This window comes from Gluconacetobacter diazotrophicus PA1 5, assembly GCF_000067045.1.
Lineage (GTDB): Bacteria > Pseudomonadota > Alphaproteobacteria > Acetobacterales > Acetobacteraceae > Gluconacetobacter > Gluconacetobacter diazotrophicus.
On record NC_010125.1, the window covers coordinates 3630902 to 3657505 of the forward strand.

The window sequence follows — 26604 nt, forward strand, 5'->3', positions numbered from 1 at the left end:
TCCGTTCCCGCTCCTATGGCGCCCAGTGTTCCGGGCCGCCAAACGGTATCCACAACCCCACGAAGGGGCCGCCGCCCGCGCCGGTATTGCGCCCGGCCAGGTCACGCTCGTATCCGGCCTGGATGCTGACGGGGCCCAGGCGCTTGAGCAGCGACGCACGGAACTTCGTCAGGTCGTAATTCGTGCTGCCGATGGGGTTGCCGGAATTGTAGACCAGGCCGTTATTCAGCGACTGGATATGGCTGAATTCCTCCATGACCGTAAAACCATACCACAGGGTGGTGCCGTGGGTGGCGTCGAACCGCAGTTCGTGCGCGGCCTGGCCGGTCCGGAAGCGTATGCCGCCGCTCATGTCGATATAGGACCAGCGTCCCAGCAGCCTGTAGGGGCGGCCGATGGCGTGGCGGATTTCGACCGACTCCCCGCCCGGTCCTAGCCGCTGGGCGGCATTGACGTTATAGGTGGGCATGCCGACCAGAAGCTGGACCGCCCCCACCCACGGCGCCGGCAGGAAGCCCAGGGGCCGCACCTTGTACCTTACGCCGACCTCCTGGTCGCCGAATCCGAAATTGCTCTGGCTGCTGTAGATATTTTTGTACCCGACCTCGTTCAGCCAGAAATTGCCGATCACGGTCAGCCGGTCCGTGACGCCATATTCCGCATAGACATTGGTCTGGTTCACGTAACTGTTGCCGCCATACGGAAACCGGAAAAGCTGGTGATCGTTGGCGAAGCCGCTGGTGCCGTCCCAGCGGTCATGCTGGACGATGACGATGCCATGCCCCTTGCGCTGCACCCAGGCCGTCGCGCGCGCGGCGTCCACGGCCCCGCACAACAGCAGGGCCGCACACGCCATCCCCCATGCCAGGGCACGGATCTTACGAATCATGCTTGGAGGAACGCCGGGCGTAGAGACGCCGCATGATGGACAGGAACACGACGGTGACCACCAGCCACGCCGCGCCGAACAGCCACAGCCGCACGCTGTTCAGCCGGTCCAGCCAGCTCTGGTAATCCGGATAGCTGACGGCGGCGCCGTCCGGCCCGGTGGCGGCGGCGTCGGCCGTCCGCGTATCCAGGGCGCTGACCTGCCCCTGCGCGTCCATGAAGGCCAGGTCGGCCGCCACGGCCGAGAAGCCCAGCGGCCGGAACGGCGCGTCGTCGCCGCCGGATTTCAGCCACAGCCCGCGCTGGTTGCCGCGCCTGACGATGGCGGCCAGTTCGATGCCGGGCAGCGGGGGGGCGTCCAGGATGACCCTGCCGTTGCTCTCGGCCACGCGGATACGCCCGCGATCGAACCGCACCGGGGACGAAAAGCCCGCGGGCACGTCGTCGCGCAGCCAGATGAAGGACTGCCCGTCCTCCGGCACGGCGGCACCGGTCCGCAGGCTGAGCAGATAGGGGTTCAGCCCCAGCCCGTTGGCCAGGCCCGCCAGCACGGACATCCACCGTGCCGGCATCCTGAACGCGTCGTCAGACAGGTACACGGCAGCCTGGTCGGGCAGCGTGCGGCCGAAACCATCCAGTGTCCCGGACGGCGTGGTGATGCCGCGCGCCTGGAGGAAGGAAGACGGCAGAAGCTGCACATAGGACGGGGCCAGCGGGGCGGCGCACTCGCCCAGGCTGGTCTGCCGCACGACCTGCACGCGCAGGGTTTCCGCCGTCGCGGCCTGCGATTCGACCAGCGGCACGTTTTCCGTCAGGGCGCCCCCGGCCTCCGGCAGGGCCTTGACGGCGCGCAGGCTGCCGTTCTGGAACACGTGCAGCAGCAGCGGATTGCCCGGCAGGCTGGGCGGCACGATCATGTTCAGGTGCAGGCTGCTGGAAACCTGCCGGCGCATGGCATCGACCGGCAGCGACAGCGTCCATTCCGCATTGCTGCTGATCGGCAACGGAGAATCCGTGACCCCCAGCGACCCCAACGGGATGATCGTCCGCGCCGTGCCGGGCAGCCCGGTGCTGGCGGCGTAGCTGTCCGCGGCCAGCAAATCCGTCCATGGGCGCAGCAGCAGCATGTTCCTGGCACTGGCGGACAGCAGCAGGCGGGGGGCCACGCCCGGGCCCCCCCGGAGCAGGCGCAGGGCGCCGCCCTTCAGGGGCGGCAGGTTCAGGGCGGTAAAATCCTCGTCCCGGCCGATATAGATGTCCGCCGCGCCGGCGCCGTCGACCCACGTGACGTCGCGGCCCTGCGCCTGCAGATAGGTCGCCACGGCCAGCATGGCCTGGAACTGCGCGGCATCGCGCCCGGGCGTGGGGGCCCAGACCCGGACCGTGCCGCCCAGCATGTCCAGGAAGCCGCGCGCGCTTTTCAGTCCGTCCAGCGCGGTGTCGAAGGACACGCCGCTGTCGGCCAGCACATGCACGTAGCCCCGGCCGACATTGGCGTTCTCGCAGGGGTTGGCGGAGGTCACGAACACCGGGCTGACGCGGACCGCCAGGTAATGCGCGGCCAGGTCCCGCGCCGAAAGCGGGATCGTGACGGTGCGCTCGGCGGCGCTTTCGTCCACGTCCCCGATCGAAAGCTGGTCGCGCGGCTGGCCGTTGACGAAGACCTGCAGCACGGACGGCTTCAGCAGCCCCGGGGAAATGGCCATATGCAGCCGCAGCCGTGCCCCGGCGATCGGCGTATCGGCCGGTACGCGGATATAGAACGACGCGGCATCGGTCCCGTTCAGGACCGTCACCCCATCCGTCAGGCCCTGCTGGTAAAGGCTGCTCGTTAGTGTCTGCGCATAAGAAGAACTACTGAAACCGTGTGCAGAAGCGCAGAAAACAGCAAGAAAATTAACAAAAATAACTGATTTTCTCATAAAGCCGGCCCCAGGAAACAGCTTCGCTCCCTATAACTTAATGTTTTATTTAAAGTAAAGCAAAATAGACTTGTGCCGGAAATTTTTGTTCCGAAAGCCATGCGATTACGATTCAAACGATGTCAAACTGATGCCGAATCGTTACAAACATTACATGGCCATTCAATGGCCATGTAATGGCTAGCGCCCATCATGGCCCTGAGTTCCCAAAAAATTTTCGTCAATCCGCCAGGGGAAAATGACAGGCGGCATCGCGCCCGTCGGACAACGGGCGCAGCACGGGGGGCTCCACGCGGCAACGGTCCCGCGCCACGGGGCAGCGGGTGTGGAACCGGCACCCCGGCGGGGGCGAGATCGGGCTGGGCACGTCGCCGCGCAACGGCGGCGCCGGTTCGCCCCCCCGCACCACCGGTTCGGGCACCGCCGCGACCAGGGCGGCGGTATAGCGGTGGGCCGGGCGGTGCAGCACGGTGTCGGCCGCGCCCAGTTCGACGATCGCCCCCAGATACATCACCGCGACCCGGGTCGAGATCTGCCGCACCACCGCCAGGTCGTGGGCGACGAAGACATAGGTCAGGCCCAGCCGGTCGCGCAGATCCATGAACAGGTTGACGATCTGCGCCTGGATCGACACGTCCAGCGCCGACACCGGCTCGTCCGCCACCACCAACCGGGGCGACAGCGCCAGCGCCCGGGCGATGTTGATCCGCTGCCGCTGCCCGCCGGAAAATTCGTGCGGGTAGCGCGCCAGCGCCGCCTGCGGCAGGCCGACCAGGTCCATCAGCTCCGCCAGCCGCGCCGCGATGTCCGCGTCCGTGCGCCGCCGCCCGTCCGCCGCGCGATGCACGCGCAGCGGCTCGGCGATCAGCTCGCCGATCCGCCGCCTGGGGTTCAGCGCGGCATAGGAATCCTGGAACACCATCTGCATGCCCTGCCGCAGCGGGCGCAGCCGCCGCTCCGACAGGGCGGTGATGTCGGTGCCGTCGAAGACCACCCGCCCCGCGCCGGGCCGGACCAGCCGCAGCAGGCAACGCCCCAGGGTCGACTTGCCGCAGCCGGATTCGCCCACCACGCCCAGCACCTCGCCGGGCCAGACCTCCAGCGACACGCCATCCAGCGCGCGCAGCACCTGCCCCCGTCCCACGCGGTAGTCCATGCGCAGGCCATGGGCGGACATCAGCGGACCGGTCATGCCCCGCCCCCCGCCACCGCACTGCCGCCGCGCGGCGGCAGCGGGCGCCCCTCGGCGGGCAGCACGCACGCGACCTCTCCCGCCCCGCCCGCCATCAGCGCGGGCCGCACGGCGCAGGCCGGATGGGCATGGGCGCAGCGTGGCGCGAAGGCGCAGCCCGCCGGCCGGTCCGCCGGCGCGGGCGGGCTGCCGGGAATCGCGGGCAGCCGCGCCGGGCGGGGGCCATGCAGCGGCGGGATCGAATCCAGCAGGGCGGCGCTGTAGGGGTGGCCCGGTTGCACGAACAGCGCCGCCGTCGGCCCGTGTTCGGCCACCATGCCGGAATACAGCACCATCGTCCGGTCGCAGGTTTCCGCCACCACGCCCATGTCATGGGTGATCAGCAGCACCGACGATCCGAAATCCCGCCGCAGGCCGCGCAGCAGGTCCAGAATCTGCGCCTGCACCGTCACGTCCAGCGCGGTCGTCGGTTCGTCGGCGATCAGCAGCGACGGGTCGCACGACAGCGCCATCGCGATCATCGCCCGCTGGCGCAGCCCGCCCGAAAGCTGGTGCGGATACCGCCCGGCCACGCGCTCGGGGTCCGGCACGCCCATGTCGCCCAGCAGCCGCACAGTGCGGGCGCGGGCCTCGGCACGGCCGACACGCCGGTGGGCGCGGATCTGCTCGTCGATCTGCCAGCCGATCGTATAGACCGGGGTGAAGGCGGTCATCGGGTCCTGGAAGACCATCGCGATCTCGCGCCCGCGCAGGGCGCGGAACGCCCGCTGCGGCAATCCCGCCAGTTCGCGCCCCCGATAGCGCACCGACCCGGCGATGCGCGCGCCCGGCACGTCGATCAGCCCCATGATCGCCAGCGCCGTCAGGCTCTTGCCCGACCCGGATTCACCCACGATCCCCATGATCTCGCGCGCCCCCAGCGCGAAGGTGACGGATTCGATCAGGTTCACCATCCGGCCGCCGACCGGCAGCGCGATCGTCAGGTCCCGCACCGCCAGCAGGGGCGTGGCGTCAGCGCCCATCGCGCAGCCTCGGGTCCAGCAGCAGGTACAGCAGGTCCACCACCGCATTGGCGATGACGACGAACACCGCCGAATACATCACCGTCGCCATGATCAGCGGCAGGTCCAGGTTGGCCAGCGCCTGATAGGTCAGCCGCCCCACCCCCTGCAGGCCGAACACCACTTCGGTCAGCAGCGCGCCGCCCCCCACCAGTTGCGCGAAATCCAGCCCGAACAGCGACACGAAGGTGATCATCGAGGTCCGCAGCCCATGGACCACCAGCACCCGCGCGGGCGACAGGCCCTTGGCCCGGGCGGTACGCATGAAATCCTCGCCCTGCACGGCGACGAGGTCGGCCCGCAGCACGCGGCTGTAGATGCCGATGAACAGCACCGCCAGCGTGAACCACGGCAGGACCAGCGCGCGGAACCAGCCGGCCGGGTCCTGGGTCAGCGGCACATAGCCCAGCCCCGGCACCCAGCGGAACAGCCACAGGTCGTGATAGCGGCTCTGCGTCACCAGGTTGACCACCTGGCCCAGCCAGAAGACCGGGATGGAAATCCCGACCAGCCCCAGCATCATCAGCAGCCGGTCCACCCAGCCGCCGCGCAGCGCCGCCGCCAGCGTGCCCATGACCACCGACGCCACCACCCAGATCACCGCCGCGCCGGACACCAGCGACAGCGTCACGGGGGCGGCCTGCAGGATCTCGGGCACCACGCGCTCGCCCCGGTTGACGTAGGATGTCAGGTCGCGGGTGACGAACAGCTTGTCCATCATCCGCAGGTACTGCACCGGCAGCGGCCGGTCGAACCCGTATTCCACCCGCACCCGCGCCACCGTCTCGGGCGAGGCATTGCGTCCGGCGATGCGCGCCGTGGGGTCGCTGCCCGGGGTGGCGAAGAACACCAGGAACACCAGCACCGAAATGCCCGCCAGCACGAACAGCATCTGCCCCAGGCGCTGCCCCGCGCGCCGCAGCGCCCTCATGCCCGGCCCCCGGCATCACGTCCTTCGGCATCCCGCACGTCCAGCGCGTCGCGCAGCCCGTCGCCCAGGACGTTCAGCGCCAGCACCACGACCATGATCGCCAGCCCCGGGGCCACCGCCACCATCGGGCGGGTATAGATCAGGCCCTCACCATCCTGGATGATGGTACCCCACGACGCGGCGGGCGCCTGCACGCCGATCGACAGGAACGACAGCGCCGATTCTGCCATCAGCGACAGCGCCATCATCAGCGGTGCCAGCACCACCAGCGTATCCGTGACGTTGGGCAGGATGTCGCGCAGCACGATGCGGTATCCCGGCACCCCCAGCCCCCGCGCGGCGGTGACGAATTCCGACCGCCGCAGCGCCATCACCCGCCCGCGCACCGGCCGCGCCGCATAGGGCACGTAGACCAGCGCGATGATGCCGATCGGGATCAGCAGGTTGTCGCTGGCCAGGGTCACCGGCCCCAGCCGCAGCCCCTGGCTGACCGTGACGATGGAAAGCGAGATCGCGAACAGATAGACCGGCACCGCCCACATGATGTCCATGATCCGCGACAGCACGGCATCGACCACCCCGCCCATATAGCCCGAGACGATGCCGACGCCCCCCGCCAGCACGATGCACAGCAACGCGGCGCTGGCGCCGATCAGCAGCGAATTGCGCCCGCCGTACAGCAGCCGCGCCGCCACGTCGCGCCCCTGGCTGTCCGCCCCCAGCAGGTCGGCCGACGGGCGCCAGGTCGGGCCGATGGGCGACAGGCCCAGATGCAGCGGATTGTCGTCGGGCTGCATGATATCGACCGCCCGCCCGTCCACCATCAGCGTGCCGGCCACGTTCGACGTGAACGGGTCGGTATGGGCCACGTCGCGCGCATAGACCGGCGCCAGCAGGCACGCCGCGGTGACGGCCAGCAGCACCGCCAGCGCCCCCATCGCGCCGCGGTTGCGCGCCAGCCGCCGCCCCGCCCGCTGCCACGGGCCCGTCCCGCTTCCGGTCCCGGTCATTGCACCCACACCTGCGAGAAGATCATGTGATACAGGTTGGTGTAGAAATAATGGCCCAGCCGGCGTGACACGAAATCGATGTAATTGATGCGGACGGTCGGCACGGCGGGGGAATCCCGGTCGATGGTCCGCTCCGCCTCCGTCCACAGCATGGCCGCCCGCGCCGGATCGGTTTCCTGCTTCGCGGCGTCCATCGCCGCCTGGGCCGCCGCGTTGCAGTAGCCGGAGATGTTGATCGAATTGTCGGTGCCGGGGTGGAAATTCTCGCACCCGAACAGGTCGTCCAGGAAGTTCGAGGCCGACGGATAATCGGCGAACCAGTCGCGGACGCTGATCTGCACATGGTTGGCGGTGTTCTGGACGTACCCGAACTGCACCGATTCCGCCATCGGCTTGACGCTGGCGTCATAGCCCAGGGACTGCAGCATATTGCGCAGCCACACCCCCATGCTCAGATCGACCGCGGTGTTCAGGACCACCACCGTCACCTTCTGGCCGGCGGTGCCGCTCTGCGCCACCAGGCGCCGCGCGCGGTCCAGGTCCGGCGCCCGCCAGGACGGCAGCGGATGGTCGGAATTCCCCCCTGCGGTATAGGCGCAATCCGCCAGCGCGCCGGGCAGGCCCGGCGGCACCATGCGGCACAGCGGCGTGGCCACGGCGGTGCCCCCATACAGGATGGCCATCGCCCGCCGGTCCATGGCGAAATTCACCGCCTGCCGGGCCAGCGGGTTGTCGAAGGGCGGGATGTTGACGTTCATCGGCACGTAATACAGGCCATAGAGCGGCCGGATATTGACCTGCGCGGTATGGCGGCCGCCCAGCTCGCCCAGCCGGTCCAGCGGCTTCATGTCGAACATCCAGTCGTACTGGCCGTTTTCCACCGCCGTCACCTCGGCCTCGTCCGGCAGGCCGAAATCGTACTGGATGCGATCGGCATAGCCGTCGGGCTGCGCACCGGGGCTCCAGACATGGAAATACGGGTTGCGCACCAGCAGCATCCCCCGGTCGGGATCGTAGGACGCGAACATGTACGGCCCCGTCGTGGGCGCCGGCACGTTGCCCAGGTCGCGGACGGGGGTATCGGCCGGCAGGATCGCGGCGTGGGGAAAGGTCAGCTTCTGCGGGAATTCGGCATCCGGCCGGCTCAGGTGGAAGGTCACGGCCCGCGTCGCGGCATCGACCTCCAGCCCGCCCTGCAACGTGCAGCGCGCCGGGTCGCGCAGGCAGGCATCGGCGCCGATGATGGCGCCGTAGAACGACCCCGCCGTGGGACTGCCGACCTGGAACAGCCGCCGGAAGGACGCCGCCACGTCCGCGACCGTGACCTCCCGCCCGGTGGAAAACCGCACGCCGCGCCGCAGCACCATGCGCCAGGTGCGGCCCCCGTCCTCGGCCACCGGCACCGATTCGGCCAGGTCGGGCACCACGTCGTCGCTGCTGTCGTCATCCGCCTTGCGCGAGGCCAGCAGCCCGTCATACAGGACCGCGAACAGTTGTGCGTATTTCGAGGTATAGTTGATCTGCGGATCGACCGTCCCGCCCGACGACGCCGCCGTCAGCCGCAGCGTCCCGCCCCGATGCGGACTGCCCAGCGTGTCCCCGTCCCCGGCCAGCCCATCCCCGGCCCGGGCCGGCCCCGCCAGCAGCAACCCGATCGCCAGGCAAACGGATCGCGCCGGGAATGGCACTATTGCGCCTTCATCAGGCCGGTCAGGCGGTCGGCGATCTGCTCGGCCGAGGAATCCGACTGGATCGTGCCGGCATAGCGCCCCTCGGGCGACATGATGACGATGCGCGGCGAGGGTTCCATGGTGTAGTCGCCGTCATGGCCCTCATGCCGCACATAGGGGGCGTGGTATTCGGCGGTGACGGCCTTGATCATGTTCGGCGCGCCGGTCATGGCGAAGATGTGCGGGCCGAAGCGCAGCGTATAGGCGCGCATCTCCTCCGCCGTGTCGCGCATCGGGTCCACCGAGATGAACAGCGGCGCCACCAGCCGCGCGCGCTGGCCCAGCCGGTCCATCGCCCCCGCCATCGCCTTCAGCGTCGCCGCGCACTGGCTTTCGGGACAATGGGTCGAACCGAAATAGACCAGCATCCACCGTCCCTGGAAATCGGTGTCCGACACCGTGCCCTCGGCCGCGCTGACCAGGCGGAACGACCCGCCGATCTCGTTGCCATGGGTCGAGAGGACCGGCCCGATCCGGTCCATGACCCGATAGCCGGCATACGTGCCCGCCAGTCCCAACGCCGCGACGACCAGCCCGATCTTCAGCCGGCGTTTATCCGTTTCCTGCATCAATGCGCGTCCGCCCAGTTTGCTCCGGTCCCGGTTTCCACCACCAGCGGCACCGACAGGCTGGCCGCGGATTCCATGACCTGTTTCACGAGGGCGGACAGCGCGTCCTGCTGGCCCGCCCGCACCTCGAACAGAAGTTCGTCATGGACCTGAAGCAGCAGCCGTCCGTCAAGCCCGGCCGACGCCAGCGCGTGGGGCAGGCGCACCATCGCGCGCTTGATGATGTCCGCCGCCCCGCCCTGCAGCGGCGCGTTGATCGCCTGCCGCTCGGCATAGGCGCGGCGGACGGCGCTGCGGTCGGCGATCCCGGGCACCCAGCAGCGCCGGCCGAACGGCGTGGTGACGTAGCCCTGGTCCTTCGCCTCCTGCTTCACCGTTTCCATATAGGCGCGGATGCCGGGATAGCGGGCGAAATAGGCGTCGATATAGGCCCGCGCCTCGCCCGGCGGAATGCCGAGCTGCCGCCCCAGGCCGAAGGCGCTGATGCCGTAGATGATGCCGAAATTGATCGCCTTCGCCCGCCGGCGGGTCAGCGGGTCCATGCCCTCGATCGGAATGCCGAAGACCTCGGACGCCGTGCGGGCATGGATGTCCTGCCCCAGCGCGAAGGCCTCGCGCAGGGCGGGAATGTCCGCGACATGCGCCAGCAGCCGCAGTTCGATCTGCGAATAATCGGCCGACAGCAGCACATGGCCGGGTGCTGCGACGAAGGCGCGGCGGATGCGCCCGCCCTCCTCGGTGCGGATGGGGATGTTCTGCAGGTTCGGCTCGTTGGACGACAGGCGGCCGGTCGAGGTGATCGCCATCTGGAACGAGGTATGGACCCGCGCGGTGTCCGGGTCCGCCTGCTTGACCAGCGCGTCGGCATAGGTCGATTTCAGCTTGGCCAGTTGCCGCCACGCCAGGATGCGCCCCGGCAGGTCGTGCCCCTGGTCGGCCAGGTCCTGCAGGACTGAGGAATCGGTCCCCCAGGCGCCGGATTTCATCCGCTTGCCGCCGGGCAGCCCCATCTCGTCGAACAGGATCTCGCCCAGTTGCTTGGGCGAGCCGACATTGAACGACCGGCCGGCCAGGGCCTGGATCTCGGCCTCCATCTGCGCCATGCGGGTCGCGAAATCGGCCGACATGCGGCGCAGTTCCACCACGTCGATGGCAATGCCCGCGCGCTCCATGTCCGCCAGCACGGCGACCAGCGGCCGTTCCAGTTCCTCGTACAGCGCCAGGGCATGATGGATGCGCAGGGTGGGGCGCAGCGACAGCCACAGCCGCAGCGTCACGTCGGCATCCTCGGCGGCATAGGCGGTGGCGCGTGCCACATCGACCCGCGCGAACGGCACGCGGTTGCGTCCCGTCCCCGTGACCTCGTCATAGGGGATCGGCGTATGACCCAGATACAGCCGCGACAGTTCGTCCATGCCCTGGCCATGCCGCCCCGCGAACTGGGCGTAGGAGATCAGCATGGTGTCGTCGACCGGCGCCGGCTGGGGCGCGCCCGCGCGCGTCAGCACCAGCAGGTCGAACTTCGCGTTCTGGAAGATCTTCAGCACCGACGCGTCGGCCAGCAGCGGCCCCAGGATCGCCAGCGCCAGGCCGGTTTCCAGTTGCGGCCCGACCGGGTCCGGAGCGTCGTCCTGCGGCGCCGGCTCAAGCAGCAGGTCGGGCAGCAATTGCGGCGGCGGAGGCTCGGCCGTGTGCGCCAGCGGGATATAGCAGGCCCGTCCCGGCGCCACGGCCAGCGAAATCCCGACCAGCCCGGCGCGCAGCGGGTCCAGCCCGTCGGTTTCGGTGTCGATGGCGCAGAACCCGGCCGTGCGGGCCTCGGCCACCCACGTCTCCAGCGCCCCGGCCGTCCTCACGGTCTCATAGGGGCCATAGGGCGCCCGGTCGGGCGAAGGCGTCGGCGCGGCGGCAACAGCGGCGGCAGGCGCCGGGGCGGAACTGGCCACCCCCACGGCGGCGGCCGACTCCTTCATCCCCATCCGGTGCAGCAGGGAGCGGAAGCCCATGGACTGCAGCCATTCGCCCAGCTTCACCTCGTCCGGATCGCGGCAGATCAGGTCTTCCAGCCCCAGGGGGCAGGGCGCGTCCTCGCGCAGCGTCACCAGCACCCGCGACAGGCGCGCGCGCTCGGCATGTTCGATCAGGCTGTCACGCCGCTTGGACGGCTTCATCGCCGGCGCCCCGTCCAGGATCGCGTCCAGCGAGCCATATTCCGCGATCAGCGCCGATGCGGTCTTGGGCCCGATTCCCGGCACGCCCGGCACGTTGTCGACCGAATCGCCGATCAGCGCCTGCACGTCGATCACCTTGTCCGGGGTCACGCCGAACTTCGCCTCGACCTCCTTCGGGCCGATCGGCTTCTGGCGGATCGGGTCCAGCATCTCCACGCCCGGGCGGATCAGCTGCATCAGGTCCTTGTCGGACGATACGACGGTGCAGCGCCCGCCCGCGTCGGTCACAAGGCGGGCATAGGCCGCGATCAGGTCGTCGGCCTCCCACCCCGCTTCCTCGATCCCCGGCACGCCGAAGGCCGCCGTGGCGTCGCGCACCAGGGCGAATTGCGGGCGCAGTTCCTCGGGCGGTTCGGGCCGGTGGGCCTTGTACTGGTCATAGATCCCGTTGCGGAAGGTCACCCGCCCGGCATCGAAGATGACCGCCAGATGCGTGCCCACATGGTCGCGCAGCAGGCGCGCCAGCATGTTCGTGAAGCCGAACACCGCGTTGACGGGCGTGCCGTCGGGCGCGGTCATCGGCGGCAGGGCATGGAAGGCACGGAAGATGAACCCCGATCCGTCGACCAGGATCAGGTGAATCGGGGCGTCGCCGGACATGGGATGGAATCAGTGCGCGCTGTCGTCCCCGGCATCCGGGTTCAGCACGAACAGGCGCGAGCAATAGGGGCAGAACGTCTGATGATCGGCAATGCGCAGCCAGACGCGCGGATGGCCCAGTGCCCCCAGCCCCCCGTCGCAGGACAGGACGCGCGACTGGACGATGACCGTTTCGACATGGCCCAGGCGGGGGTGCGGCGTCGGGTATTGGGGATGGGGCTGCGTGGTCTGGGTCTGGGCCTGCATGATGTGCGCTCCGCGTCGTACTGTGGCCGTATCGGCCGGTGGCCAGGAATGACGCGCGATGATACGCAGGATTGCCGTGCTTTCAAACCGTCGCCTCTCACGCCTGCGCTGTCGCCTCCTCATGGCCCTGCTCCCCGCCGCCCTGGCGGGGGGATGCGCGCTGCACGATCCGCCGATCCCGCGCCCGCCGCCGGCCTGGGCGGCGGACGGCCGGCTGGTGCCCCCGGACCTGACCCTGACCCTGCCCGACGGCACGCGCGTGCCCACGCGCATGTGGCCGGCCGCGGGCGGGCACCCACGCGCCGTGGTGCTGGCGCTGCATGGATTCGACGACAGCCGCGACGCCTGGGAAATCCCGGCTCCGGCCCTGGCCGCGCGCGGCATCACGCTCTACGCCCCCGACCTGCGCGGCTTCGGCGGCATGCGCGATCGCGGCGGCTGGGCGGGGGCCGGGCAGATGGTGCGCGACGCGGGCGACGAAGCCCGGATCATCGCCCGGCGCCACCCGGGCGTGCCGCTCTACCTGATGGGCGAGAGCATGGGCGGCGCGGTGCTGACCTGCCTGATGGCCCAGCCCGATGCCCCGCCCGGAACGCCACCCATTGCCGGCACCATCCTGCTGGCCCCGGCGGCGTGGAAACTGGGCCCGGAAGCCGAGACCGTGCTGCGGCTGCTGGCCGCAACCGCCCCGGACTGGCGCATGACCGGGCACGAACTGCCCGTGCATGTCGTCGCGGGCGACGATCTGGCTGCGATGCGGCGGCTGTATTACGACCCGCTGACCCTGCGCGCGACCCGGATGCGCGCCCTGTCCGGCCTGGCGGCGCTGATGCGGCACGCGGCGGACGACGCCCCGCGCCTGCGCGGCCCGGCGCTGGTGGTCTATGGCGGCCACGACCAGCTGGTCCCGCCCCAGGCGATGGCCGACCTGTGGCGCCGCCTGCCCCCGGGCGTGCGGCGGGACTACGTGCCCGGCGGCTATCATCTGCTGATGCGCGGCCGCAGCCGCGACGCGGTGATCGGCGACGTGGCGGACTGGATCACCGCGCCCGACCAGCCCCTGCCCTCGGGCGGCGACCTAGCCGCCGCCACATGGTCCGCCCAGCCCCATGACGGCAGCGACGCCCCGCCCCTGCTGCTCGCCCCACTGGACAGTCTGGCCAAATAATCCTGGCCAAATAAATCCCGCCACGGGGCTGGCGTCTTCTGGCCGTTCAGGGTATGGAGGCGTCACTGGACTCGTAGCTCAGCTGGATAGAGCGTCGCCCTCCGAAGGCGAAGGTCGAAGGTTCGAATCCTTTCGAGTCCGCCATTCTCCCATCATCATGGCGCCATCTTCAATTTCCGGTCGCGCGATCGATCGATCGTCCTGCCCGTTCACCCGGGCCCTTGGGCGGGTCGAGCGTATCCTGGACCTTCTGTCCGAACGTCCGGTGCTGCTCGCAGGCCGCAAGCGTGCCGGAGACCATCGCCAGCAGCACGGCGCCCAAAACAATTCTCTTCATCTCGTTCTCCTGTTTTGAGGATAACGCGATGATTCCCTGCAAGTTCAATCGCTTCGACAAACTGCCGTCACGAAGGACCCGGTACCCCCGCCGGGCAAGGGCGTGGCGGGGGTCCGTCCTACCTGACGGCAGGCGTCCGCCACGTCCGCGAATCGGACTGCATCCAGTCCACGCATTTCGCGCTGTAATAGCCCGAGCGCTCCTGGATGACCCGGATCACCAGAAGCGTATCGCCGTTTTCGCTCTGCAGGTGGGGCTTCAACTCCATCGAGATATCCGCCTCGCTTTTCGTGACCGTGTCCACGAACCAGACCGCTTCGAAGGGACGGCACCAGTGCTCGTATCCTTTTATGGCGTCGTACAGGCCGGTGTAATTCCTCTTTTCGAACGCCTTCAGGTCGTACGTGATCATGTAGACGGCCATCCCGCTTTCTCCCCTCGCGCCGCGAACTGCAGGGCCATTATCCAGCCAAGCGGCGGGCAACCGCAACAGGGACGCGACAGGTCGCCGGACGTACGCGTATCATGCGTCATCTCTTCCGTAAGGACCCTCGCATGGATCGTGCCATCGCCCTCGTCACCGGCATCGCGCTGGGCCTGTTCGGCCTGATCGTCACCGCGATCGCGACGATCGAACATATGGCCCGCCAGATCCTGGCCAGCATGGGCATCGTCGGGGAATTGCAGACCGCCCTGCTGGTCATCCTGCTGGTCGGGATGATCGTCGCGGCCTTTCGGGTCTTCGGCGGCGCGTTTTCCGTCCTGATCAGCCTGGTGCTGATCCTGATCCTGCTTCACGCGCTTCTGGCGACGGCGGGCGTGCCGCTGCACTGAGCCGGCACATGCCGTTCCGGGGCTTCGTCACCGATGCCGTCGAAACACCACACGCCGCGACATATGGCGGACCGAGGCGACATAGCCCGGCCATGACGGCACCCGGCCGCCCAGCCGCACCGACCAGACGGGACGCAGGCCCAGGGCATCGGGTCCGCTCCCGCGCTGCCCCGCTTCCGCGCCATGGCCCCCCGCGCCGGGGTGCACCCTGCCGGTCATCCATTCATTGACCAGAATGTGGCCGATAATTCCAGCAGCATGAGTCATGGACCTGGCCCTCCATCGCAGGGATCCCACACGGAACCCGTGGACGTCAGCAAAGTTCCGACACACGGACGGGAGAACACTGGCCGGAGAATGCTAGCCGCGATGGTTGTCGTGGCCACCGCCATGCCCGCCTTCATGACCGCCACCTCCATGCCCCCCGCCGGGGGCCCCGCCACGGCCCCCTCCTCCGGGGGCATGCGGCGGCCCACCGCGCGGCGCACCCCCGCCCGGGGCGCCATGCTGCCCGCCGGGAATGCCGCCCCCGCGCATTTCGCCACCGCGCGGACCGCCCTGCCAGGAGCGGCCACCTCCGCCCCTATTTCCAGGCCCGCCCTCGGGCCTGCCGATTCCACCGCCTCCGGGGCCCCGGACAGGTCCGACAAAGCCGGGCCGCCGCCCGCCGCCGCCCCAGCGATCCTGCGTCGCGAACCACGGACGGTTGCGATAATGCGCGCCCCAGTAATTGCCGAAGGCAAAGCCGACCAGCGGCAGCCCCACCATGGGGCCATACTGGCTCAACGGCCCCGCCACGCCGTTATACACGACCTGCACCTGACCGGCCGGCACCCAGCCGCGATAGGGCCCTTCGGCCACGTCGCACCATCCCCAGCCGGACTCGCAGCCGAAGATTTCGACCGGCGTGCCGGGCGGCAGCGACCCCACGACGGGATAGGCGGGCGACGGCCCGGCGAAGATGTCGGTGCCGCCCACCACCACCCCTGGCGCGGCCAGGGCCGGCACCGCCACGCCGATGGTCAGCGCCAGGGCCGCGGGGATCAGCAGCACCCGCGAGACCTTCCTGCCTTTCGTCATCCGGACCACCGATCCTACAGAAGCAGATGCACGTGAAACAGGATGGCGACGCACAGCGCATAAAGCGTGACCCACGCCACGGCGGCGGCGAACGCGACCATCCAGTAGAACAGGTCATAATCCCGGGGCGCACCGGTTGTGTGGCCGGACATGGCGGCCCTCCTGCCTGTTACCAGGCCTGTCCGAAGACCAGGATACCGGCGTACAGCGCGACGATGATGGTGATGCCGGCGACCATGACGGCCCAGTAGCCGATCGAATGGCCGGGCGGGGATGGTCTGGGTGCGGTCATGTGGTTCATGGATGCCCCTTCTTCCGAAGCGGTTTTCACCCCCAGCACATAGGCACCCCCGACCCGGCGGCAAGGACCGCCGCGCGATCACATCCGCACGATCCGCCTTCCCTTGCCGCCCCCTCGTCGCCCCTTGTCCGGCACGGGCCGGGACTGGCATGCTGGACGTCCACCCCTGCAAAGGATTCGGTCCCGATGCGCGTCCGCCTGTTCCTGTCCGCCCTGTCCGTCGTCGTCCTGGCCGGCATGGCCACCCCCGCCTCGGCCGCGCCGTGCCGCGACGCCAAGGGCAAGTTCACGACCTGCCCCAAGCCGGCCCCCACGAAGTGCCGCGACGCCAAGGGTAAATTCACGAAATGCCCTGCCCCCTCGGCTGCCGCGGGCTGACCTCACCCTCCACGGCCGGATGCGGGGAGCCCGGTTACGGGCTCCCCGCGCTTCACGGCCAGCGGGGCGGGGCCCCCGTGCGGGTCGCACCGTTCACGATCCCGCCCGGCACCAGATAGAGGCGACGATAGGCATCGCTGACGTGCGGATGCCCGGCTCGCCACACCCCCGCCATGTCGATCATCGCGCAGAACACACCGAAGACGGCCAGCCCCAGCAGGCGCAGCCGTCCGGACCGCCAATTCCCCGGTCGCCCTTCGGACGCCTTGCCGCGCCGGTCAGCCAATGAAGCGGCCCCCATGCATCCAGGCCTCGGCAAGGGTGGCATCCAGCCCGAGGCAGAGCAGGATCAGCCTGGGCCGCCAGGACGGCGGCGCCCGGCAGGCCAGCAGCACGATCAGCATGTTGGCGAACGGGTTGGCCAGGACGATACGGTGGATGGACATCACGCTCGTGCTGCAGGCCAGCAGGAACGTCACCAGCAGCAGGCTGCTCTCCATCCTCCAGCCGATCCTGAACCCCCAGGCGATCAACGCGATTTCCAGGAGCGCCGCAATGCTCAGATGCAGCGTCCGGGTGTGGGTGAAGCCCTTCCATATCCACAGGATCGGCAGGCGTGCCTGATGGCCCCAGGCCACCTGCGCATGCGCGAACGCCAGGCCGTCCCCCACCAAAGCGTCGAGGAAGAAGATGAACAGGGCCAGCCCCACGGCCCCCGCCAGAACGACAACCGCGCCCTCGACCAGCCGGGTGGGCCGGTCGGCCTTCCCGTCCGGGCACGGCGCCAGCGCGTGGCAGGCCCCGGCGATGATGACGCAGAACAGGCCCGTCGGCCGCGTCAGGCACAGGGCGCAGGCCAGCAGGGCCGCCCCCATCGTCCACCCCCGCGCCATCGCCATCACGCAGCCCAGCAGCAGGACCCCGTACAGGCATTCGGTATAAGGCAGGCGGTACCAGAAACCTGTCGGCAGGACCATGAAGGTTACGATACGAAACAGGCCGTCCGCCCCGCCGTCGCCGACCCGCCCGCGCATATAGGACGCCGCCAGCAGCACCAGTACGGGAAACAGCACCGCATTGATCGCGAATCCCGCCCCGTGCGCCCCCAGCCCGGTCGCACCCATCACCCCGCGCAGCATCAGCGGATAAAGCGGAAAGAACGCCCAGGCGGCCTGGCCGAAATCCGCCGGACCGACGCGCGGCGGCACATCGTATCCCTGCCGGGCGATCTGCTCGTACCAGGCACAGTCCCAGTGGCACATCGCATTCGCCACGCCACCCTGGGGCCAGGCCTGTACTGCAAGAATCAGAAGCAGCAGCACGTGCAGCGGAACAATCCACACCGCACCGTCCCGCCGCAGGCCAGGCCACCACGCGCGTGCCCGGCCGATGACATCACCTGTCACGTATCATTCCCGTCGTCGCCCCGACACGCCGTCCCGACGGGGCGTCGCATCCTTATCCGTGCGGACAGATATCCCCGCCTTTCCCGATGGGGCAAGCCCATGCGTGTGAAAGACTGTTTCAAAACCTCTCCGGTCCATCGGGAACCGTTGGGTCGCGCATCAGAAACCTTCCCGGCGCCCGACGCGTTGACGACGGATGGCCGGCACGTCAGGCCGCTCCGCATTCCGCCTCCAGCATGGGAAAAGAGGAGAAATCATCCCCGACATGCAACATCTGTCACGCCTGGCCTTCGCCTTTGCCAGTATCATGCTGATGCTTCTGGCACTCCTCCTCATCGCGTTCGGTATGTTCGACCTGCTCGCGACCCTTGGACGATCGTGGCATGACGGGCGGGACGCGGTATTGCAAGCCATCAGCTACGTCGTCATTTCGGTCGCGGTCTTCGACGTCGCCAAGTATTTCGTCGAAGAGGAAGTGATCGAGGCCCGGGGAAAGCAGAGCCTCAGCCAGGCCCGCGCAAGCCTGACCAAGTTCATCACCACCATCGTGATCGCCGTCTTCATCGAAGGCCTGGTCGGCGTGTTCGAAGCCAGCAACAAGCACCCCGTGGATATCCTGTATCCGGCATCGCTGCTGGTCGTCGCGACGATCATCGTCCTCGCCCTGGCCGCCTTCCAGCGGATCAGCATCGGGGCCGAACGCGAGAAGAAGAAGGAGGGGATCGCCGAATAAGGTCCGCCGCGGCGGCCAGACCCCACGACCAGGACCGGGCAAAAGAGGGCGAGACCATGAACGACCCGCCGGCCACCCAGAGGCGCACGCTGTCGCACCACATCCTGCCGAGCGCGGGAACGATGATCGGCGTCTGCGTGACGCTGATCGGCCTGGTCAAGATCGTCGAGGCCCGCACCGGTCCCTCGCATGTCGACGAATACGCCGCCCTGACCTCGCTGCTGTTCCTCGCCAGCGCGCTGTGGTCCTATATCGCGATGCGCCACCCCAACCGCCCACGCCTGAGCCCCCTGTGCGAAGCCGCGGCCGACATATGCTTCCTGCTGGGCCTGATCGCGATCGCGCTGATCTCGACCTTCTTCGCCTACGAGGTCATCTGACGCGTCGAGGGCGGGACCTCATTCGGAATGCGAGACGGAGAATGGCGTACGCAGGCGGAAAACCAGCCGCGTGAAACGTCATGATACTGATTGATCGGGAGAATTGGTGGAGGGGGTTTCCCTCACAAGTGAAGGTTATTTTTATGATATTATTAGATATTATGGGCGCATGATTGTGGTGATGCCCCCATAGATACCCACACTCTTGTTACAATAAGTTAATCTATAGCATCGAGAAGCAACGCGATCCGACCTACCTTCAGAGGTGCCGAAAGGTCGTGGCCGCTAGATTGCCATAGTCAGATAATCTCGGTTAGCCCCCACCAGCGCGTCCCAGTCCTCGCCGGCCGGCGCCAGGCCGCCGGCCGGCATCAATTGCCGCCAGGCCAGCCCATGGCACTCCATGATTCGCGACCGCACCCAGCGCCAGGTCGCCTTGCGAATGCCGCCCCAGGTTAGCAGCGACACCAGTGAATCCTCGGCCGTCCCGTCATAGGCCCAGGCCAGCAGGCAATGCCCGCCCCACGATCCGGGCGTCTGGTCGCCCGGCGTGGTCGTATCCCACACCCCGTCCTCCGGCTGGTCGGCCAGCGCGAGCTGCACCCCCAGATACGCCGCGCCCAGCCCGGCCATGATGTTGCGCAGCCCGTTCAGGTCTTCCGGATCGGCCGAGCCCCACACCGGATACAGCGTCTGGTCGGCCAGCGCGTAACCATTGCGTGCGGCATGGGTCAGGACATCGACTTCCACGCCGCCCTGGTCGGTGGACGGATCGCCCGGGACATAACCGGTCGAGGCCGTATAGAACGCCTCGGCGTCCTCGGCCCGCACCGCGACCTGGTAGCCGGCCAGCGCCGCCGTCGCGCGGATGTGGTTGCCGATCCCGGCGGCCGTGCAGTCGCCCAGGACGTCATTGCCCAGCATCAGCGGCGCCGGGTCGATGTGATCGCGGATCAGGCGCGGGGGCGACTGCCGAGCCATCATGCGCAGCCCAGTCAAGACGGGCTGGCCAGGGCGCGTTGCGGCGGGGAGACAACCGAGCTTGCGGGCAGTCATATCGTGATCCTCGGGGCCCGCACGATGGCGGGCTGGCGTTGCATGGCGGCGCGGGCGTGCGTGCCGCCGGGCAGGCGCTCGACCCGGCCGGCCTCGAACAGGTCGACCAGCAGCTGGTCGCCGGTCAGCAAACGTTTGCTGGCGGGGAAGACGCCGGCGGCGGCCAGGCCGTCGTAGACCAGCTCGAAGCAGTAGACACGATGCCTGGATTGCAGCCCGCGCACCCGGAACGCCCAACCCAGCATGGCCAGGACGTCGTACCCACTGCCGACCATCGATCGGCAGTAGGCCAGGGCTTGAGCAGCCTCGGCCGCGGACAGCCGCACGTCGAATACCTCACCGGACCGGGGCGGCAGGCCGAATGACGGATCGTCCAATGGCACTGCGACGATCCGTGGTGCCGTAGCGCTGTAGATCGTCCCGTCGAACTCGATCGTCGCATGCGACCACTGCGATTCGAGGCGCCAGCAGATGGCCCGGCCGAACAGATCGTCCGGCCGGTAGAGACGTATGCGCGCCGTCATTCGTCTTTTTCGAACGTCAGCGTGTAGATTGCGCCACACTCGAAGGCTGCTGCAGCCTCCTTATTGGTGATACACATGAACAAGCTGCCTGAAGGCGTGGCCTCCCAGAATGACTTGTTCGGGTGATCGACGTTCGGTTCGAAATAGTTCCCGGAGCAGTCCGGAGACATATATACGTTAGTGCTATATTCCGTTTTCTCGATGTTATCGCAGCGGAATTTCGCGGTAACGGTGGTGGTCATGGTATTTCTCCAAATTTGTTTCTGGTGGGGAAGATGGCGCTACGCGATCCCATGCCGCATCTTGATGGCAGCAATCCGGGCCACCCGGTCGCGCGCGGCGTCCTCGGGCGCGAGGGAGATGCCGACCGTCGCGGTGACGATGCCCTGCAGCAGACTGGCGATCCTGGCCACGTCGGCTGATACACTCGAAATCTCCGCCGCAAGAACGGTACCGATGGCGGAGCCTTCCAGCGCGGCGGCCGCCGAGATGTCGGACGCCCCCAGGCGAATATCCGCGATCAGGCTCGACACGGCGCCGGGCACGCTGGTCGAATCGAACGTCAGGGTCACGGACGCCCCCGCCGTCGTCTTGAGCGCGGCCAGACCGCCCTCGATCGCGGCAATGGCCGCGTTCGTTGCCGTCACCACGGCCGAAGGGACGCCGGTGAAGCCAAGCACCGTCTTGACCACATTCAGTGCAACCGTCGCGTCGGCGGTGAATTCAGTCACGTTGATCGCAATCGTGGTGACACCGTTCCGGGTCGTGACCGTACACGCACCCAGGGCGCCGGCGCCGACGAGCGCGGACGCACCGCGCAGGAGGCAACGGCGGGAGAGATTCGACATGTTAATTTTTCCCGAGTGATTTGTGGCGCCAGATCAGCCCGTTACCGGCGGCGCACCACAGGATGCGCCGCCGGGCCGGTCAGATGCCGCGATAGAGATCGGCGCGGATGGCGGGAGCCGACGGCGCGGTGGCCACCAGGGAGACAGTCGCCGGCGTCAGACCGGCGGCCGCCTCGATCAGCGGGATGATCTGTTCGGCCGTCTTGATGTAGCCGGCGACGGCGGGATCCAGCGTCGAGGCGACCGTGCCGGCGACGGTCAGGACCACCTGGAATTCGGTGGCCAGCGACGATGCCCAGCCCTTACCGGTGTTGATGTCGATCGTGCCGCCCGACGCCGCGCTGATCTGCGCGGTGATGGTCTTGATCTGGGCCAGCGCGTCATTCACCTGCGCGACCTGGTCCGTGCTGAGGTGCGAGGACAGCGTGGGGATCGCTTCGATCGCCTGCGCGGCGTACGCGATCGCGCCGGCATCGGCGCTCAGTTCGGCGGTGCTGATGGTGGCGGTGCCGCCGGTCGTGGTGCAGGCGACGACCGGGACGGACACGCCCACGGCGAGGAGGGCGGCGGCGAGACTACGAAAGATACAGGTCATGTGTTCAGGTCCTAAAAAAGGCGCCACACGGCGCCTGGGTGACAGATCGAGAAAGATTTCGGGTTGGACGGCAGGAAGCCGTCAGGCCGTCGGCGCCGGAGTGGCCGGGTCGGTTTCAGCCGGTGCCGCCGAAGGCGCGGCAGTCGAGGCGAGCGCCGCCTTCAGGTCGGCCAGGCCCGCGAACACCTTGGTCAGCGCGGCATCCACGAACGCCAGATCCAGCGCCGGGTCCAGGCGCGGGACCAGCGTCTGCGCCAGCAGGGACACGGCCGTGCCGGCGATGGCGATGTCGGCCTTGACGGCGGCGCTTTCGCTCTTGCCGGCGATTTCGGAAATCAGGGTCTCCAGAGTGGAGACGGAACTCAGATCGGCCATAGGGGCCTCCGTATGAAAACACCGCCCAGGGGGCGGTGCGGGTTGAGGAAACGAGGGGTGCGCGCCGGATCCGCGCAGTCAGCCAGGATCGGGCGGCGGCAGGCCGGGAACCCCATGCGTCCGCAGCAGCCGGCGAGGGTTGGCCCGGTCCGGGTCCAGGCCGATCCGGGCCGCCAGGACGCCACGATCGGCATCGGCGGGGATCGCCAGGCTTTTGATGCCGGGCTGGATGACCGGGGCGTTGCGGCCCCGGGCGGCATTGAGCCAGGTCAGAAGCCGCCACAGCCACGCCAGACGCGAGCCCGCGGCGGGGGTCCAAAACTGAAGGATCACGCCCGCGCCGAAGCAGCACGCGCCCACGAGCAGCGGAATCGCCTGCTGCCAGCGTTCGGGCAGCATCGGTGCGACCAGCGACCATACGGTCACCAGGAAGGAAGCCGGATCGGTCATGCATCGATCGCCTGCTGAAAGAGTGCGATATGGGCGCGGTCGACCGCGCCGGCGCCCAGCGCGGTGTTGTAGCCACGCTTCCAGGCCGCGCATTGTGCGACGGGATCGTCGCGCGGCGGCAGCGGGACAGGGCTGCGGAAGAACACGACCGCCGCCACGCCGGCCGCATAGGCATCGCATTCGACCATCGCCTCGGCGGCGCCGATCGGTCGGCCGCCGAACCGCGCCGGCAGGTAGCCGAGCAGGACCCTCCCAATATCCGGGTGGGCCGGCAGAGACCGGAGCCAGACATCGTCGTGGGTGGCGGGTTCGGCCTGCCAGAACCCGAGGGCCGGACCGCCGGACTGCACCTTGGTCCGGTATCCGGTCTCGGCATTGCCGATACCGGTCGCCAGCTGCAGGCGCGCGACCGGATCACCGGGCAATGCCAATGCTGTCAGGACAGGCAGGATGATGCGAGCCTTGAGGTCGCTGATCAGGCCGGTCATGATTCCAGCTTCAGGAGCTTGGCCAGGCCAAGGGCGAACCCGGTGCCGAGAGCCGCCCATCCGCCGCTGACGACGCCGCGCAGGGACTGGCCTTTCTTGACCTCGGCCAGCAGGTCCCGCAGCCCCTGCTTGAGGTCCTGCAGGTCCGCCTTGGTGCTGCTGACCTCGTTTTTCAGGATGGCGATCTGGCGGTCGATATCGCGCACGTCGTCGCGCAGTGCCTCGTATTCGGGCCGCCGGATGTAATCGGCAGTCTCGTCGGCCATCCGGCCCTCCAAAAAAAAAGCCGCCCGGAGGCGGCCATGGTGTCTGGTCGGGGGTCATCAATATCCCGAACACTTGACCAACAGGGTATCCCCTGCAAGCCACGGTGCCTGGGCCCCGGACGTGGTGAAATTGGCCAGCGCCACGGTCGTCGTCGTCGATCCGGTCTGCCGGGTCTGAAACACCGTGGCCGATTGCGTGGTGATATCCGCCGCGTCGCAGACCCAGCCGTGGTAGGCCGCCGGCAGCGTCAGGACGCCCGACGATCCCGGTGACGTGCCGACCGTGACCGAGAACGCGGCCGATCCGTTTGTCTGAAGCGTCGGCCCCGTTCCGAACCCGCTGGCGATGACAGGGGCTGTCGAGCTGCTGACCAGGGACGAGGCGGCATAGAGCGACGGGTCCAGGATGCTGAGCGCGCCGGCCCCGCGGTAAAACGTGCCGGCCGTGCCGGGCGTCAGGCTGACACCGTTCAGCTTCACGGCCGGGTTGTTGCCGTATGATCCCAAAGACAAGGTGTAGATATAGGAGGGCGATCCCGCCGACGTGACCGACAGGGCGTGGAATTCGGCCAGTGTGTGGAGGATATCGGGGGCAGTGACGTCACTGGTGTTGCTGGCGTCGATCTGGACCGCCGCGACCTGCGGGGCCGGTGTCTCGCCTGCGGCGATTGTCTGGCCTGCCAGGTAATTCGGCGTATCGCACTGCACGTTGTTGTAAACGGTGTGGCCCGATTTTTGCCAGATGCACTGCATGCCGGATCGCGAGACATGGAAATTGGTGATCGTCAGCCCGTTGGAGTGCAGATCGGTGACCAGGCCCTGCATCTGCGGCTGGATGGCGGTGCAGTTCGTGCAGGACGAGCCTGCCAGCAGCGGTCCTGTCGATCCGTCGAACGCCTCATTACTGCCGGACAGATAGAATGCCACGCCCCCGGGGGTATATCCCCAGCCGCCCGTGAACAGCGTCGGCGAGCGCTGGGCATACCACGACGTCAGATTGACGAATTGCGCGTTGGCCCCGCCGGAGGTGTCGATCCAGAACCCGCCATACGACATGTAGTCCACGCTGTCGGAGACGATCGCCCCGGTGGCCGTCAGCACGTCGACCCCGGGTCCCTGGCGGAAAATCGGGGTGTAGCTGTGCGATCCGATGCCGCAATACGACGTGTAGGCGTGCGTCACCACGGGGCTTTTCGGCGCGGGCGACGCGGTTTGCTGGCCGGTCTGGAAATCGAACCGGCCCAGCCCGATGCAGGTGTCCCAGCCGCGCGTCACCGCACCCTCGAAGCGGGCGTAATCCGCCATGACCAGCACCGCGATTCCCAGGCCGTCATTGGTGTGCGTGCCGTTCGTGGTGTTGTTCCAGGCGAGGGGAACAAAGGGCCCGGTCCCAAGAAACTGCGCGCCGTTGTGGTCGATGGTGCAGCCGAGAAATTCAGCGCCGACGGCGCCGGCCTCGATGACCAGGGCCGGTGACGGCGCATAGCCCGCCCGCGCGACGGTCAGCGTCGTCTGCGGGCCGTCGCAATAGACGCGCTGGCCCGGCGTCGTCATGTCGATCCAGCCGGCCGTGATCGTATATCTGCCCTGCGGGATATACACATTCCGCCCGGTCGCGATCGCCTGATTGATCGCGCCGACCGCGTCGGTCGCGCCGGTATTGTCCGCGCCATAATCCAGCACGTTGACCACATCGCCGAGATGCGCGGCCAGCGTGCGGGACTGGGTGCTGGCGACAATGCCGTTAACCGTCTGTGCCCCGTCCAGCATCCCGCCGGTCACCGACGGCGTCGTCAGCTTCTGGCCGGTGGACGACCCGCCCGCGACATCGACCTTGGCTTGCTGCATGGCCGTCAGCTGGGCGGCGGTCAGGATCTGGCCGGGCGAAAATTGCGGCACGGTCGATTGGGCAGGCGCGCGCACCGGCAGCAGGGCGGCCACGCAGAGGAGGATGGGCAGGACACGCATCAGGACGATATTCTTTCTCATGGCAGGAACCGATACATGATGGCGCCGCCGGCACCGGCGCCCCCCGAATATACGGTGCCCGAACCGGACACGTCGTACGCACCCCCACCGCCGGCCCCCCAGGCCACGCCGGCAATGCCGCCGCCTGCCCCCGCACGGCCACCGCCGCCCCAATGAGAGGCCGCGCCGTTCCCGGCGAAGACGTAATTCTGTCCCTGCCCGTCACCGCCGCTGCCCCCCTTGATCTGGGTGATCTGCAGGACACCGGCCGATGCCTCCGAGGCGTAATCTCCGCCGGATGCCCCAGCCGATCCATTGGCGGAATACCAGCTTGCCCCGCCACCCCCGTTCGCCGTGGCAAGGGTAGTGCCGCTCACCACGACGGCGCTGGCCCCTCCTGCCGCAGCGGCCGCCGTGCCGATGCCTCCGGCCCCTCCGGCGCCAACGGACAGCGCGACCGACGCCCCGCTCGCGACCGATAGCATCGCGTACACGGTTGCCGCAGATCCACCCCCGGCGCCGGATATCGCGCCACTGGTCGACGTGCCCTGGCAGCCTGCACCGCCGCCGCCGCCGCCGGTCATCCAGAGTTCCAGGCGGGTCGCCCAGGCGGGCGCCGCCACCGTTGCGCTGGCGGTCGCCGTGTTCCAGGGGCCGGACGCGTCCTGGATCGACGCCGCCAGAGCCGTCTCCGCCTGTTCCGCTCGCGTGACCTCGCTTTGCAGGTCCGTCGCCGCCGCCTTGCCCGATTGCAGGTTGCTCTCGACCGTGGTGGCGCGCTGCGTCTCCTTTGCGACAAACGCCTGGATCGCAGCTGATAGCTGCCCCCAGTTTGTGGCGTCCAGATCCATGCCGGCGTCCAGGATCGGCTGCATCACCTCCGCCATCATCATGTTGTAATGGCAGGCCAGGTCGCCCGTTGCCGGGATGCCGAGCGCGGGATTCCCATCGGTGGCCCAGCCGGGCGTGCCGGTCGTGGGCATGATGTCCCGATTGGCCTTCGCCACCGTGTTCGGTGCGATGATCAGTTGCATGCG

Annotated in this window: 34 protein-coding genes and 1 tRNA gene; 6 read left to right on the forward strand and 29 right to left on the reverse strand. The window is 68.4% G+C overall.

Annotated elements, in window-relative coordinates; translation table 11 throughout:
• Nucleotides 1-13: 13 nt before the first annotated feature.
• The 10 genes from GDI_RS16720 to GDI_RS16765 all read right to left on the reverse strand — a co-directional run bounded on the left by GDI_RS16720 (nt 14) and on the right by GDI_RS16765 (nt 12380).
• Complete coding sequence (locus GDI_RS16720) at nt 14-889, reverse strand: hypothetical protein (protein WP_012554619.1); 876 nt, start codon at nt 887-889, stop codon at nt 14-16.
• Nucleotides 879-2810: a cellulose biosynthesis cyclic di-GMP-binding regulatory protein BcsB gene (locus tag GDI_RS16725; RefSeq protein ID WP_012228164.1), complete on the reverse strand. Its 1932-nt coding sequence runs from the start codon at nt 2808-2810 to the stop codon at nt 879-881. Before GDI_RS16725 ends, GDI_RS16720 begins: the two co-directional genes overlap by 11 nt.
• 220 nt (nt 2811-3030) lie before the next feature.
• On the reverse strand, nt 3031-4002 hold the full coding sequence (locus tag GDI_RS16730; protein WP_012228165.1) for an ABC transporter ATP-binding protein: 972 nt from the start codon (nt 4000-4002) through the stop codon (nt 3031-3033).
• Nucleotides 3999-5024, reverse strand: a complete 1026-nt coding sequence (locus tag GDI_RS16735; RefSeq protein ID WP_041249553.1) for an ABC transporter ATP-binding protein — start codon at nt 5022-5024, stop codon at nt 3999-4001. Before GDI_RS16735 ends, GDI_RS16730 begins: the two co-directional genes overlap by 4 nt.
• Entirely contained in the window at nt 5014-5994 is a 981-nt protein-coding gene (locus GDI_RS16740) for an ABC transporter permease (RefSeq protein WP_012228167.1), read from the reverse strand. The genes GDI_RS16735 and GDI_RS16740 overlap by 11 nt, the downstream gene beginning before the upstream one ends.
• Nucleotides 5991-7004, reverse strand: coding sequence for an ABC transporter permease (locus GDI_RS16745; RefSeq protein WP_012228168.1), 1014 nt, complete (start codon nt 7002-7004; stop codon nt 5991-5993). The genes GDI_RS16740 and GDI_RS16745 overlap by 4 nt, the downstream gene beginning before the upstream one ends.
• A complete protein-coding gene (locus tag GDI_RS16750) occupies nt 7001-8692 on the reverse strand; it encodes an ABC transporter substrate-binding protein (protein WP_012228169.1) in 1692 nt (563 codons plus the stop codon). Before GDI_RS16750 ends, GDI_RS16745 begins: the two co-directional genes overlap by 4 nt.
• A complete protein-coding gene (locus GDI_RS16755; protein ID WP_012228170.1) occupies nt 8692-9303 on the reverse strand; it encodes an SCO family protein in 612 nt (203 codons plus the stop codon). The genes GDI_RS16750 and GDI_RS16755 overlap by 1 nt, the downstream gene beginning before the upstream one ends.
• On the reverse strand, nt 9303-12134 hold the full coding sequence (gene polA / locus GDI_RS16760) for a DNA polymerase I (RefSeq protein WP_012228171.1): 2832 nt from the start codon (nt 12132-12134) through the stop codon (nt 9303-9305). The genes GDI_RS16755 and polA overlap by 1 nt, the downstream gene beginning before the upstream one ends.
• A gap of 9 nt (nt 12135-12143) precedes the next feature.
• On the reverse strand, nt 12144-12380 hold the full coding sequence (locus GDI_RS16765) for a zinc-finger domain-containing protein (RefSeq protein ID WP_012228172.1): 237 nt from the start codon (nt 12378-12380) through the stop codon (nt 12144-12146).
• Nucleotides 12381-12438: 58 nt separating this feature from the next.
• Here GDI_RS16765 and GDI_RS16770 point away from each other — a divergent pair, with 58 nt between their 5' ends.
• Nucleotides 12439-13548 carry an alpha/beta fold hydrolase gene (locus tag GDI_RS16770; protein WP_041249554.1) on the forward strand — a complete coding sequence of 370 codons (1110 nt, stop codon included), beginning with the start codon at nt 12439-12441 and terminating at the stop codon, nt 13546-13548.
• Between the two features lie 67 nt (nt 13549-13615).
• Nucleotides 13616-13692, forward strand: a tRNA-Arg gene (locus tag GDI_RS16775).
• A gap of 25 nt (nt 13693-13717) precedes the next feature.
• Here the strand turns inward: GDI_RS16775 and GDI_RS20095 are convergent.
• The gene (locus GDI_RS20095; RefSeq protein WP_173363388.1) at nt 13718-13885 is read right to left on the reverse strand and encodes a hypothetical protein; all 168 of its coding nucleotides are present in this window, start codon (nt 13883-13885) and stop codon (nt 13718-13720) included.
• A gap of 118 nt (nt 13886-14003) precedes the next feature.
• A complete protein-coding gene (locus GDI_RS16780) occupies nt 14004-14309 on the reverse strand; it encodes a hypothetical protein (RefSeq protein ID WP_012228183.1) in 306 nt (101 codons plus the stop codon).
• A 131-nt stretch (nt 14310-14440) separates the two neighbouring features.
• Between GDI_RS16780 and GDI_RS16785 the strand changes: the two genes are divergently transcribed.
• Nucleotides 14441-14719 carry a hypothetical protein gene (locus GDI_RS16785; RefSeq protein ID WP_012554541.1) on the forward strand — a complete coding sequence of 93 codons (279 nt, stop codon included), beginning with the start codon at nt 14441-14443 and terminating at the stop codon, nt 14717-14719.
• Nucleotides 14720-14746: 27 nt separating this feature from the next.
• Here the strand turns inward: GDI_RS16785 and GDI_RS16790 are convergent, their stop codons facing one another.
• From GDI_RS16790 to GDI_RS20515, 4 genes are all read right to left on the reverse strand, one after another.
• Nucleotides 14747-14986 carry a hypothetical protein gene (locus GDI_RS16790; RefSeq protein ID WP_012228188.1) on the reverse strand — a complete coding sequence of 80 codons (240 nt, stop codon included), beginning with the start codon at nt 14984-14986 and terminating at the stop codon, nt 14747-14749.
• 93 nt (nt 14987-15079) lie between these two features.
• Entirely contained in the window at nt 15080-15799 is a 720-nt protein-coding gene (locus GDI_RS20510; protein WP_012228190.1) for an SH3 domain-containing protein, read from the reverse strand.
• Between the two features lie 14 nt (nt 15800-15813).
• Entirely contained in the window at nt 15814-15951 is a 138-nt protein-coding gene (locus GDI_RS20100; protein ID WP_012228192.1) for a hypothetical protein, read from the reverse strand.
• A gap of 17 nt (nt 15952-15968) precedes the next feature.
• Nucleotides 15969-16100: a hypothetical protein gene (locus tag GDI_RS20515; RefSeq protein ID WP_012554538.1), complete on the reverse strand. Its 132-nt coding sequence runs from the start codon at nt 16098-16100 to the stop codon at nt 15969-15971.
• A 186-nt stretch (nt 16101-16286) separates the two neighbouring features.
• Between GDI_RS20515 and GDI_RS16800 the strand changes: the two genes are divergently transcribed.
• The gene (locus tag GDI_RS16800) at nt 16287-16478 is read left to right on the forward strand and encodes a hypothetical protein (RefSeq protein ID WP_012228196.1); all 192 of its coding nucleotides are present in this window, start codon (nt 16287-16289) and stop codon (nt 16476-16478) included.
• 52 nt (nt 16479-16530) lie between these two features.
• Here the strand turns inward: GDI_RS16800 and GDI_RS16805 are convergent, their stop codons facing one another.
• The gene (locus GDI_RS16805) at nt 16531-16764 is read right to left on the reverse strand and encodes a hypothetical protein (protein WP_041249555.1); all 234 of its coding nucleotides are present in this window, start codon (nt 16762-16764) and stop codon (nt 16531-16533) included.
• Nucleotides 16757-17884 carry a hypothetical protein gene (locus tag GDI_RS16810; protein WP_012228201.1) on the reverse strand — a complete coding sequence of 376 codons (1128 nt, stop codon included), beginning with the start codon at nt 17882-17884 and terminating at the stop codon, nt 16757-16759. The genes GDI_RS16805 and GDI_RS16810 overlap by 8 nt, the downstream gene beginning before the upstream one ends.
• Before the next feature lie 265 nt (nt 17885-18149).
• Here GDI_RS16810 and GDI_RS16815 point away from each other — a divergent pair, with 265 nt between their 5' ends.
• Nucleotides 18150-18617 carry a hypothetical protein gene (locus GDI_RS16815; RefSeq protein WP_012554535.1) on the forward strand — a complete coding sequence of 156 codons (468 nt, stop codon included), beginning with the start codon at nt 18150-18152 and terminating at the stop codon, nt 18615-18617.
• A 56-nt stretch (nt 18618-18673) separates the two neighbouring features.
• Nucleotides 18674-18997: a hypothetical protein gene (locus GDI_RS16820; RefSeq protein ID WP_012228205.1), complete on the forward strand. Its 324-nt coding sequence runs from the start codon at nt 18674-18676 to the stop codon at nt 18995-18997.
• Between the two features lie 285 nt (nt 18998-19282).
• Here the strand turns inward: GDI_RS16820 and GDI_RS16825 are convergent, their stop codons facing one another.
• From GDI_RS16825 to GDI_RS20395, 11 genes are all read right to left on the reverse strand, one after another.
• Nucleotides 19283-20053, reverse strand: coding sequence for a hypothetical protein (locus tag GDI_RS16825; RefSeq protein ID WP_012228206.1), 771 nt, complete (start codon nt 20051-20053; stop codon nt 19283-19285).
• Complete coding sequence (locus GDI_RS16830; RefSeq protein WP_041249556.1) at nt 20050-20577, reverse strand: hypothetical protein; 528 nt, start codon at nt 20575-20577, stop codon at nt 20050-20052. The genes GDI_RS16825 and GDI_RS16830 overlap by 4 nt, the downstream gene beginning before the upstream one ends.
• The gene (locus GDI_RS16835) at nt 20574-20819 is read right to left on the reverse strand and encodes a hypothetical protein (RefSeq protein WP_041249557.1); all 246 of its coding nucleotides are present in this window, start codon (nt 20817-20819) and stop codon (nt 20574-20576) included. Before GDI_RS16835 ends, GDI_RS16830 begins: the two co-directional genes overlap by 4 nt.
• A gap of 39 nt (nt 20820-20858) precedes the next feature.
• Nucleotides 20859-21425: a hypothetical protein gene (locus GDI_RS16840; RefSeq protein WP_012228209.1), complete on the reverse strand. Its 567-nt coding sequence runs from the start codon at nt 21423-21425 to the stop codon at nt 20859-20861.
• Between the two features lie 79 nt (nt 21426-21504).
• On the reverse strand, nt 21505-22020 hold the full coding sequence (locus GDI_RS16845; protein ID WP_041249558.1) for a hypothetical protein: 516 nt from the start codon (nt 22018-22020) through the stop codon (nt 21505-21507).
• A gap of 81 nt (nt 22021-22101) precedes the next feature.
• A complete protein-coding gene (locus GDI_RS16850) occupies nt 22102-22395 on the reverse strand; it encodes a hypothetical protein (protein WP_012228213.1) in 294 nt (97 codons plus the stop codon).
• Nucleotides 22396-22473: 78 nt separating this feature from the next.
• Nucleotides 22474-22845: a hypothetical protein gene (locus tag GDI_RS16855; protein ID WP_012228215.1), complete on the reverse strand. Its 372-nt coding sequence runs from the start codon at nt 22843-22845 to the stop codon at nt 22474-22476.
• Entirely contained in the window at nt 22842-23333 is a 492-nt protein-coding gene (locus GDI_RS16860; protein WP_012228217.1) for a hypothetical protein, read from the reverse strand. The genes GDI_RS16855 and GDI_RS16860 overlap by 4 nt, the downstream gene beginning before the upstream one ends.
• Entirely contained in the window at nt 23330-23599 is a 270-nt protein-coding gene (locus GDI_RS16865) for a hypothetical protein (protein WP_041249559.1), read from the reverse strand. The genes GDI_RS16860 and GDI_RS16865 overlap by 4 nt, the downstream gene beginning before the upstream one ends.
• A 57-nt stretch (nt 23600-23656) precedes the next feature.
• Nucleotides 23657-25567 carry a glycosyl hydrolase family 28-related protein gene (locus tag GDI_RS16870; protein WP_041249560.1) on the reverse strand — a complete coding sequence of 637 codons (1911 nt, stop codon included), beginning with the start codon at nt 25565-25567 and terminating at the stop codon, nt 23657-23659.
• Nucleotides 25568-25584: 17 nt separating this feature from the next.
• Nucleotides 25585-26601 (reverse strand): glycine-rich domain-containing protein, encoded by a 1017-nt coding sequence (locus GDI_RS20395; RefSeq protein ID WP_012228223.1) that lies wholly within the window; start codon nt 26599-26601, stop codon nt 25585-25587.
• Between the last annotated feature and the right edge of the window lie 3 nt (nt 26602-26604).